Origin of the sequence: Streptomyces sp. NPDC058964, from assembly GCF_042741275.1 — a bacterium.
Taxonomy (GTDB): domain Bacteria; phylum Actinomycetota; class Actinomycetes; order Streptomycetales; family Streptomycetaceae; genus Streptomyces.
The window spans coordinates 1-9,109 of the sequence record NZ_JBHYKH010000367.1; the positions used below are offsets into that span (position 1 = coordinate 1).

Below are 9,109 nucleotides of genomic sequence, written 5' to 3' on the forward strand. Positions count from 1 at the left end.
CTCGTGATCTAGGAGCGGTACGACGACGACGGCTCACCCCGTCCTCGACATCGGCGGCCGCACCGCCCCGGTCACCGGCTCCAGCCGGGGCATCGGCCTCGCCCTCGTCCGGGGCCCTGCGGAGGCCGGCTGCACGGTGGTCCTGAACGGACGGGACGCGGACGTCGAGGAGCGGGTGGGCCCGCCGGACATCCTGATCCACAACGCGGGCATGCAACCGCGCGCCACGCACGTGGAGTTCACGGCCACGGACTGGCACCGGATCCTGGACACCAACCTCACCGACCGGTCCGGTCAGCACACCTAGGGCCGCCAGAGCGGGTGCTCCCGCTTCGCCCACTCCCGGCTCACCGTCCCGGTGCGCAGGCCGCGCCGGGCCTCCGGGTCGCCCAGAGCCATGCCGATGTGGCCGGCGAGGACGATACCGATGGTCAGGGCGAGCCAGTCGTGGACGAAGGTCGCCGACGTGCGCCACATCAGCGGGGTGAGGTGGGTGAACCACATGATCAGGCCCGTGCCGAGCATCACCACCGTGGCGCCGGCGATCCAGGCGGCGTAGACCTTCTGCCCGGCGTTGAACTTGCCGGCCGGGCGGGAGGAGTGCCGCTTGTCGCGGACGAGGGCCGCGTGCAGCCAGATCCGGTCGTGCGGGCCGAAGCGGTTGAGGAAGCCGAGGTCGGCGCGGAACGCGCGGGCGGCGAGGCCGAGCAGGACGGGCACGGGCAGGGCGAGACCCGCGCACTCGTGGATGCGCACGACCAGTTCGCGGCGGCCGACCAGCACGGCGAGCTGTGGGACGTAGAGGCAGGCCGCGGTCACCACGCAGACCCCCATCAGGGCGGCCGTGGCGCGGTGCACCCACCGCTCCGCGGGGGTGAAGCGGTGGACGCGGGAGTCCGGTGGAGCGGGGGTCTCAGCTCGTAGGCTCATCGGTCCGTCCGTTCGAGCGGCCGACCCATGCGTCGACGTCGTAGCCGAGGTTCTCCCAGTAACCAGGCTGGACGTGGTCGGTCACGGTGATGCCGGAGAGCCACTTGGCGGACTTGTAGAAGTACATGGGGGCGACGTAGAGGCGGACGGGTCCGCCGTGGTCGTGGCCGATGTCCTTGTCCTGCATGCGCAGGGCGACCAGGACGTCGGCGCGGCGGGCCTGGTCGAGGGTGAGGCTCTCGGTGTAGGTGCCGTCGAAACAGGTGAAGCGGATGGCTCTGCCGTTCGCGCGCACGCCCGCCGCGTCCAGCAGACGGGAGAGCCGTACGCCCTCGAAGGGGGTGCCCGGGACCCGCCAGCCGGTGACGCACTGGACGTCCTTGACCAGCCGGGTCTGGGGCAGGGCGCGCAGGTCGGCGAGGGTGTAGGTGCGCGGGTTGTCGACGAGTCCGTCGATCGAGAGCCGGTAGTCCGCGGGGCCCTTGTCGGGGACGGAGGCGGCGACGGAGTAGTAGCGGAATCCGCCGCCGTTCGGCAGCAGGCCCGTCAGGCCCGTGGGGTCCTTGCCCGACACGGTGCCGAGGAAGGCCTCCATGCCGCGCTGCAGGGTGGGTGCGGCGACCAGGCCGAGGGCGCCGAGGCCGATGGTGCCGAGCAGGACGCGGCGGCCTATCGGGCGGCCCTCCTCGGGCGTCCGCCGCTCGCGCCGCTCCTCGGGCTGTTCGGAGTTCACGTATTCATTCGAGCACTCCCGGACCCGGTCGGGCCAGGGATCACGAGGACTGGTCAGAGTTCCGTAATGACTTTTTACGCGCCTTTCAGAGATACCGGGAGGCCGTGTCGGGCGCCGTGCCGAACGCGCGGGCCCGTGCCGCGCGGAAGGCGGCGCACGGGTCCTGGTCCGGGTACGCCCAGGGAGCCGGGGTGGCGTGCCGGCCGATGCGCCGGAACAGGGCGGCGGCCTCGCCGGCCCGGCCCGCGCAGGACATGGCGTGGGCGAGGAAGTTCAGGTCGACGTGATGGCGCGGGTGATCGTCGCGCTCCCACTCCAGCCACCAGTGGAAGGCGGTGCGCAGGACGCGGCGGGCCCGTCGTCCCGACCAGTACGGCGAGGCGGCGGGATCGTCGGGCGTCCGGCCGGCCACGGCCAGCGCACGGTGGCGCTCGGTGTGCGCGACGACCGGCAGGACGGCGAGCGGGGAGTCGGCGGGGGCGCGGTCGGCGGCCCGGCGGGCGAAGTCGTACACCTCGTGGCGCGGGTCCGGCCCGCGCTCGAGATCCCGCTCGGCGAGGCGGGCGACCATCAGGTGGTGGGCGTGGTGGTGGTCGGGGTGGCGGCGGAGCACCTCGGCGAAGATCCGGTCCGCCTCCGGCCCGGCGCGCTCCAGCAGGAGCAGGCCGAGCCAAGGAGTCGGGTCGGCGGGCTCGAGCGCGGCCGCGGCAGCGCAGGCCGTGCGGGCGGCGGCGGGTTCCTCCCTGCCGCGCAGGACGCGGCGCACCAGGCTCAGGGCGAGCAGCACGGCGGCGTCGGCCGAGCCGGACTCGGCCTGCAGCCAGTCACGGGCCCAGGCGGCGGCGTAGGGCTCCCGGGCGAGGACGGTGACCCGGTGCCCTCTGCGGTCCCAGTCGTCGCCGGTACGCAGCAGCAGTGAGCGGGTGGCCTGCCAGCGGCCCTGGGTCAGCGCGTTGCGCGCGACGACCAGCTCGGAGTCGCCGAGGGCACCGTCGAAGGACTGGGCCGTGCGCTCGGGGCCGGGGTCGAGCAGAGACGGGGGTGGGGGCACCGCGGGACTTCCTGGTTCTCGGGCTGCCATCGACCGATCACGCACAGCAAACCCTCAGCCAACACTTTGCGTCAAGCCGAACCGGACTATTACTCGGTTCAACCACCTTTTCCGAAAGGGAACTTGAGGCCGCCGACAGCGCCCGCGACCTCGAGTGGACAACGCCGCGCGGGCCACTCTTGTGGCGTACGCCATGGCGTCGCACGTCCCGGCGGCAGACCATGGGCGTACGGTCGCACTGTCGCCCCCGATCCCCTGTGACCCACGGGGCGCCGTGGCCGAGTCAACCGCCCGGTTCCGGGCACTCCGGGGGCAAGGGCGTTCCGGGAGCGCTACAGTCGGCCACTAACGCACCCGTGGCCCGGCCGGATGATCGAGGTACGCAGCGTGTCGGTTCTGGTTCTCATTCTCGCCGTGAGCGCGGCCTGTTGTCTGGGCTTCGGGTTCGTGCTCCAGCAGAACGTCGCCCAGAAGGCACCGCTCAGCGACTTCCTCTCGCCCCGGCTGCTGCTCGACCTGATGAGGGTGCCGCGCTGGCTGGGCGGCATAGGCCTGATGGTGGCCGGCATGATCCTGGGCGCGGTCGCGCTCGGAGAGGGCGAGATCTCCCTGGTGGAGCCGCTGCTGGCGACCAACCTCCTGTTCGCCTTCGCCCTCTCCCGGCACCAGACCAAGCACAAGCTGAGCCACCAGGGCGCGACGGGCCTCGCGCTGCTCGCGGGCGGCGTGACGATATTCATCCTCGCGGGACAGCCGCACAGCGGCACCGCCGTGAACAGCCCGTTCCGCCACTGGCTGATCATCGGGATCATGGTCGGCTCGGCACTCGTCCTGACGACCTTCGCCAAGCGCTCCCGCCTGACCTGGGCCCCGGTGCTGCTGGCCCTGGCCGCCGGGCTGCTCTACGGCGTACAGGACGCGCTGACCAGGGTCAGCGGGCAGCGCTTCTCCGAGGGCGGCCTCGGCGAGGTGCTCACCGGCTGGCAGCCGTACGGCGTGCTCGTGCTCGGCGTCAGCGGCCTGATCCTGGTGCAGAGCGCGTTCGAGACGGCGCCGCTGCGCATGTCCCTGCCCGCCCTGACCGCCGCCCAGCCGCTCGCCGGGATCCTGTGCGGAGTCGGCTTCCTCGGCGACCGGCTGCGCACCGACACCGGGGCACTGGCCTGGGAGGCGGCGGGTCTCGCCGCCGTGGTCGTGGGCATCGTCCTGCTCGGCCTGCACCCGGCGATGCCCCGCGGAACGGCCGAGGCGAGCCCGGCCCGGGACCTGCAGCCGCACTGACCTCCGCCCGCTCGCGGCCCCTGGTTGGATGGGTCCATGAGCTCTGCTGACGAGATCCTCGACATCGTCGACGAGAACGACCGGGTCATCGGGCAGTCCCCGCGGGGCGAGGCCTACGACCGCGGGCTGCGCCACCGCTGCGCGTTCGTCCTGGCCCGCGACCCCGCCGGCCGGATCTTCGTCCACCGCCGCACCGCGACCAAACTGGTCTTCCCCTCCATGTACGACATGTTCGTGGGCGGGGTCGTCGGCGCGGGCGAGTCCTACGACGACGCGGCCCTGCGCGAGGCCGAGGAGGAGCTGGGGGTGACGGGGCTTGCGCGCCCGTCGTTCCTCTTCAAGTTCCTGTACGACGACGGGGCCGGCCGGACCTGGTGGTCCGCGGTGTACGAGGTGCGCTGCGACCTGCCGGTACGGCCGCAGCTGGAGGAGGTCGCCTGGCACGACTACCTGACCGAGGACGAGGTGGAACGACGGCTCGGGGACTGGGAGTGGGTGCCCGACGGGCTGGCGGCGTACGAGCGGCTCAAGGCCCGCCGCCGGGCCCGGCGCCAGGATCGATAGGGTGCCGCACGTGATCGAGTTCGCACGGAACGTCCGGCTGTGGTTCGCGCCAGACCTGGTCCGGCAGGAGGGCAGCACCCCCGACTACCGGTTCTCCCTGGCCAACGAGCGCACCTTCCTGGCCTGGCTGCGCACCGCGCTCGCGCTGATCGGCGGCGGCTTCGCGGTGGACCAGTTCCTGCCCCACCTGCGCTGGGGCTGGCGCGTCGGGCTGGCGCTCGCGCTGCTCGGGGCGGGAGTGCTGTGCTCGCTGCGCGCGGTCAATCACTTGGTGCGCTGTGAGCGGGCCATGCGCCGGGGCGAGGATCTGCCGGTGTCCCGCTTCCCGGCGCTGCTGAGCCTCGTCGTCGCGGTGGTGGCGGTCGCCATGGTCGTCGTCGTACTCGTCGGGTGGGCGGGGTGACCGACGAGCGCGACCCGGGACTGCAGCCGGAGCGGACCAGGCTCGCTTGGCGGCGCACGACGCTGTCGTACGCCGTCGCGGCCGTGCTCGCCCTGCGCAAGGCCCTGTACGGCGGGGTGTCGGCCACCGCGATCGTCGTGTGCGCCCTGTGCGGCGCCCTCTGGCTGGGCTTCCTGTGGACCGCCCACCAGCGCATCCGCGTCCTGGCCACGCCCGGTCCTCCCGCCACCCTCACACCCCGGCACGCCACGGCGGCCGTACTGTGCGTCGTGGCGACGGCGGTGTGCGCGGCCGCGCTCGTCGTCTAGCCCCGGTACTCCTGCTCCGCGGATTCGGTCTCCCAGTCCACCGTGACCACGATCTTGCCCCGGGTGCGCCCCTCCTGGCTCAGGCGCTGCGCGTCCGCCGTCCGCTCCAGCGGGAGCTTCTCGGAGACGTACACGGTGACCACTCCCTGTTCCGCCAGCTCGCAGAGCCGGCGCAGGTCCTCCGGGTCGGGGCGCACGAAGTGGTAGCGGCCGCCGTAGCTCAGCACCTCGTGATCGGCGATCGACACCAGACGGCCCTCGGGCGCCAGCAGGTTCGCCGAGATCCTCAGCGTGTCGCCGCCGATGGTGTCGAAGGCGGCGTCCACGCCCTCCGGAGCCAGCCCGCGCACCCGCTCCGCCAGACCGTCGCCGTACACGATCGGTTCGCCGCCCAGGCCGCGCACGAAGTCGTGGTTGCGCTCACTCGCCGTACCGATGACGCGGGCGCCCAGATGGGCCGCGATCTGCACCGCGATCGAGCCGACCCCGCCCGCGGCCGCGTGCACCAGGACGGTCTCACCCCGCTTCACCTCCAGGACCCCGAGGAGCGCCTGGTAGGCGGTGAGCCCGGCCAGCGGGAGCCCGGCCGCCTCCTCGAAGGACAGGTTGCGCGGCTTGCGCGCGAGGGTGCGCACGGGCGCGGCGACGTACTCGGCGAAGGTGCCACGGGAGAGGAAGTCCTCGCGGACGTAGCCGACGACCTCGTCGCCGACGGCGAACTCCGTGACGGCCACTCCCGGCTGCACGACGACCCCGGCGACGTCCCAGCCGGGCACCACCGGGAAGACGGTGTCCAGGACGCCGTCCAGGTAGCCCTCGCGGCACTTCCAGTCGACCGGGTTGACGGCCGCCGCGCGCACTTTCACCAGCACCGAATCGGGGCCGACCTTCGGGTCGCGCACCTCGCCGTACTCCAGCACCTCGGGTCCGCCGTACCGGCTGTAACTGATGCCCTTCATGGCACCGACCCTCCGGGGTCATCGCACGCCACGCAACCGGGATGCCCCGATATGCGCCGTTCGCGTGGCAGCCTGTCGGTGATCACCAACCCGCACCCCCGAAGGTGAACACCATGACCAGCCTCCACCAGGAACACACCACGCACGGGACACACGTCCACGGCCCGGGTTGCGGCCACACGGCGGTTCCGCACGGCGATCACACCGACTACGCGCACGACGGGCACCTGCACCGCGAGCACGACTCGCACTGGGACGAGTGCGAGCCCACCGAGCACGTCACGCACGAGGGACACGACCACCAGCACGGCGCGGGCTGCGGGCACGGGCGTGTGCGCCACGGAGACCACGTCGACTACCTGCACGACGGGCACCGGCACGCCGAGCACGACGGCCACTGGGACGACCACTGAGCGGCCGGAAACCGACGGTCGGCGGCTCCCCGGTGCCCCGCGCGGGGGGCCGTCGGCCTATCGTGGCTCCGATCACGTTTGGCTCCCCCACTGGACGACATACCGACCGGTCGGCATCATGAATCGCATCCTGTTCACCCGTTCGTAGGAGCGATGTATGAGCCCCGACCACCCGCCCGGACTCGATCTCGACCGGCTGCGCGGCCTGCTCGACCGTGAGCGGCCCGGTCTGGTGAGCGGCCCCCTGACCGGCCGGCTGATCGAGGGCGGACGGTCGAACCTCACGTACGCGCTCTCCGACGGCACCTCGAAGTGGGTCGTCCGGCGGCCACCGCTCGGCCATGTGCTGGCCACCGCGCACGACATGAAGCGCGAGCACCGGGTGATCAGCGCGCTGCACCCGACCGACGTGCCGGTCCCCCGCCCCGTGCTGCTGTGCGAGGACGAGGAGGTGCTCGGGGCGCCGTTCTACGTCATGGAGTTCGTCGAGGGCACCCCGTACCGCACCGCGGACCAGCTCGCGCCGCTGGGCGAGGAGCGCACCCGCGACGCGGTGCTGTCCCTCGTCGACACGCTGGTCGAGCTGCACGCGGTGGACCCCGCCGCGGTGGGCCTCGAGGACTTCGGCCGCCCCGAGGGCTTCCTGGACCGTCAGCTGCGCCGCTGGGGCAAGCAGCTGGACGCCTCCCGCAACCGTGAGCTGGCCGGTGTCGACGAGTTGCACGCGGCCCTCGGACGGGCGCTGCCCACCTCCCCCGCGCCCGCCGTGGTGCACGGCGACTACCGCCTCGACAACGTCCTGATCGGCAGCGACGACAGGATCAAGGCGATCCTCGACTGGGAGATGTCGACGCTGGGCGACCCGCTGACCGACCTGGGCCTGCTGGTGATGTACAGCCAGCCGCTCGGGACGCCTCACTCGCCGGTGTCCACGACCGCCGAGGCGCCGGGCCACCCCTCCCCGCGGGAGCTGATCGAGCGGTACGCCGCACGCTCGGGACGCGACGTGTCCGCCGTCTCCTGGTACACGGCGTTCGCCTGGTTCAAGCTCGCCGTGATCCTGGAGGGCATCCACTACCGCTACACGCTGGGCCAGACGGTCGGGCGCGGCTTCGACCGCATCGGCGAGCTGGTGCCCGTCTTCATCGACCACGGACTGACCACTCTCCAGGAAGGCTGACCGGCATGGACTTCGCGTTCGACGCGCGCACCGAGGAACTGCGCGGCAAGCTGCTCGCCTTCATGGACGAGCACGTCTACCCGGCCGAGGCGGTGGCGGAGGAGCAGCGCGCACGGCTGGCGTCCCCCTGGGACACCCCGGCCGTGGTCGAGGAGCTGAAGGCGGAGGCGCGCAGGCAGGGCCTGTGGAACCTCTTCCTCCCGGACGCCGAGTACGGCGCGGGGCTCACCAACCTCCAGTACGCCCCGCTCGCCGAGATCACCGGCCGCTCGCCGCATCTCGCGCCCACGGCCACCAACTGCGCCGCGCCCGACACCGGCAACATGGAGGTGCTCGCGCAGTTCGCCGACGAGCGGCAGAAGAAGCAGTGGCTGGAGCCGCTGCTGGCCGGTGAGATCCGCTCGGCGTTCGCGATGACGGAGCCGGAGGTCGCGTCCTCGGACGCCACCAACATCACCACGCTCATCGAGCGCGACGGCGACGAGTACGTCATCACAGGCCGCAAGTGGTACATCTCCGGGGCGATGAACCCGGACTGCAAGATCTTCATCGTGATGGGCAAGACCGACCCCGACGGCGCGGACATCCGCCGCCAGCAGTCGATGGTCCTGGTCCCGCGCGACACCCCGGGCGTCACGGTCAGCCGCGCGATGCAGGTCTTCGGCTACGAGGACCACTCGCACGGCGGCCACGCCGAGGTGGTCTTCGACCACGCGCGTGTGCCGGTGTCCAACCTGATCGGCGAGGAGGGCGGCGGCTTCGCCATCGCCCAGGCCCGGCTCGGTCCCGGCCGCATCCACCACAGCATGAGGCTTTTCGGCATGGCCGAGCGGGCGATCGAGCTCATGTGCCGCCGGGCCGTGGCGCGCACCGCCTTCGGCAAGGCGCTGGCCCAGCAGGGCGTGGTCCACAACTGGATCGCGGACGCCCGCGTGACGGTCGAGCAGCTGCGGCTGCTCGTCCTGAAGACGGCCTGGCTGATGGACACGGTCGGCAACAGGGGTGCCCACACGGAGATCCAGGCCATCAAGATCGCCACACCGCGGGCGGTCGTCGACATCATCGACCGGGCGATCCAGCTGCACGGCGCGGGCGGTGTCAGCCAGGACTTCCCGCTGGCCGAACTGTACGCGGCCGCCCGTACGCTGATGATCGCCGACGGGCCGGACGAGGTGCACCAGCGGTCGCTGGCGCGGCGCGAGCTGAAGAAGCACCTCTGAGGAACCCGTGTGAGGGGGGGGCCGCCCCGGGGGCCGGGCGCCCCCCCCCCCCCGGCGGGGTGAGGGG

11 protein-coding genes and 1 pseudogene are annotated in these 9,109 nt (G+C 72.4%); 8 read left to right on the forward strand and 4 right to left on the reverse strand.

Translation table 11 applies throughout. The annotated features are described in order from the left end of the window. Positions 1–49: 49 nt before the first annotated feature. Positions 50–283, forward strand: a pseudogene (locus ACFW2E_RS33220) (SDR family NAD(P)-dependent oxidoreductase); the annotation flags it as partial. Between the two features lie 20 nt (positions 284–303). Here ACFW2E_RS33220 and ACFW2E_RS33225 read toward each other — a convergent pair. The 3 genes from ACFW2E_RS33225 to ACFW2E_RS33235 all read right to left on the reverse strand — a co-directional run bounded on the left by ACFW2E_RS33225 (position 304) and on the right by ACFW2E_RS33235 (position 2,714). Then, positions 304–930 carry a cytochrome b/b6 domain-containing protein gene (locus ACFW2E_RS33225; RefSeq protein WP_384471515.1) on the reverse strand — a complete coding sequence of 209 codons (627 nt, stop codon included), beginning with the start codon at positions 928–930 and terminating at the stop codon, positions 304–306. Then, positions 914–1,663, reverse strand: a complete 750-nt coding sequence (locus ACFW2E_RS33230; protein WP_384471518.1) for a molybdopterin-dependent oxidoreductase — start codon at positions 1,661–1,663, stop codon at positions 914–916. Before ACFW2E_RS33230 ends, ACFW2E_RS33225 begins: the two co-directional genes overlap by 17 nt. Positions 1,664–1,748: 85 nt before the next feature. Next, the gene (locus ACFW2E_RS33235) at positions 1,749–2,714 is read right to left on the reverse strand and encodes a hypothetical protein (protein WP_384471521.1); all 966 of its coding nucleotides are present in this window, start codon (positions 2,712–2,714) and stop codon (positions 1,749–1,751) included. Positions 2,715–3,101: 387 nt separating this feature from the next. Between ACFW2E_RS33235 and ACFW2E_RS33240 the strand changes: the two genes are divergently transcribed. From ACFW2E_RS33240 to ACFW2E_RS33255, 4 genes are read left to right on the forward strand one after another with little or no spacing between them, the layout of a single operon-like run. Further along, complete coding sequence (locus ACFW2E_RS33240; RefSeq protein ID WP_384471524.1) at positions 3,102–3,995, forward strand: DMT family transporter; 894 nt, start codon at positions 3,102–3,104, stop codon at positions 3,993–3,995. 36 nt (positions 3,996–4,031) lie between these two features. Then, the gene (locus tag ACFW2E_RS33245) at positions 4,032–4,559 is read left to right on the forward strand and encodes an NUDIX hydrolase (protein WP_384471527.1); all 528 of its coding nucleotides are present in this window, start codon (positions 4,032–4,034) and stop codon (positions 4,557–4,559) included. Between the two features lie 10 nt (positions 4,560–4,569). Next, a complete protein-coding gene (locus tag ACFW2E_RS33250; RefSeq protein ID WP_384471529.1) occupies positions 4,570–4,962 on the forward strand; it encodes a YidH family protein in 393 nt (130 codons plus the stop codon). Then, positions 4,959–5,270, forward strand: a complete 312-nt coding sequence (locus ACFW2E_RS33255; protein ID WP_384471532.1) for a DUF202 domain-containing protein — start codon at positions 4,959–4,961, stop codon at positions 5,268–5,270. The genes ACFW2E_RS33250 and ACFW2E_RS33255 overlap by 4 nt, the downstream gene beginning before the upstream one ends. Here ACFW2E_RS33255 and ACFW2E_RS33260 read toward each other — a convergent pair. After that, positions 5,267–6,229 (reverse strand): NADP-dependent oxidoreductase, encoded by a 963-nt coding sequence (locus ACFW2E_RS33260; protein ID WP_384471535.1) that lies wholly within the window; start codon positions 6,227–6,229, stop codon positions 5,267–5,269. The genes ACFW2E_RS33255 and ACFW2E_RS33260 overlap by 4 nt on opposite strands. Before the next feature lie 113 nt (positions 6,230–6,342). Between ACFW2E_RS33260 and ACFW2E_RS33265 the strand changes: the two genes are divergently transcribed. The 3 genes from ACFW2E_RS33265 to ACFW2E_RS33275 all read left to right on the forward strand — a co-directional run bounded on the left by ACFW2E_RS33265 (position 6,343) and on the right by ACFW2E_RS33275 (position 9,042). After that, positions 6,343–6,642, forward strand: coding sequence for a hypothetical protein (locus ACFW2E_RS33265; protein WP_384471538.1), 300 nt, complete (start codon positions 6,343–6,345; stop codon positions 6,640–6,642). Between the two features lie 157 nt (positions 6,643–6,799). Next, positions 6,800–7,822 (forward strand): phosphotransferase family protein, encoded by a 1,023-nt coding sequence (locus tag ACFW2E_RS33270; protein WP_384471540.1) that lies wholly within the window; start codon positions 6,800–6,802, stop codon positions 7,820–7,822. 5 nt (positions 7,823–7,827) lie between these two features. After that, positions 7,828–9,042 carry an acyl-CoA dehydrogenase family protein gene (locus ACFW2E_RS33275; protein ID WP_384471543.1) on the forward strand — a complete coding sequence of 405 codons (1,215 nt, stop codon included), beginning with the start codon at positions 7,828–7,830 and terminating at the stop codon, positions 9,040–9,042. Positions 9,043–9,109: the final 67 nt, after the last annotated feature.

Excerpts from the sequence above, each read along its gene's own strand:
- ACFW2E_RS33225 (WP_384471515.1), bottom strand. The coding sequence starts at position 930 with ATGAGCCTACGAGCTGAGACCCCCGCTCCACCGGACTCCCGCGTCCAC.
- ACFW2E_RS33245 (WP_384471527.1), top strand. The coding sequence starts at position 4,032 with ATGAGCTCTGCTGACGAGATCCTCGACATCGTCGACGAGAACGACCGG.
- ACFW2E_RS33260 (WP_384471535.1), bottom strand. The coding sequence starts at position 6,229 with ATGAAGGGCATCAGTTACAGCCGGTACGGCGGACCCGAGGTGCTGGAG.
- ACFW2E_RS33265 (WP_384471538.1), top strand. The coding sequence starts at position 6,343 with ATGACCAGCCTCCACCAGGAACACACCACGCACGGGACACACGTCCAC.
- ACFW2E_RS33270 (WP_384471540.1), top strand. The coding sequence starts at position 6,800 with ATGAGCCCCGACCACCCGCCCGGACTCGATCTCGACCGGCTGCGCGGC.
- ACFW2E_RS33275 (WP_384471543.1), top strand. The coding sequence starts at position 7,828 with ATGGACTTCGCGTTCGACGCGCGCACCGAGGAACTGCGCGGCAAGCTG.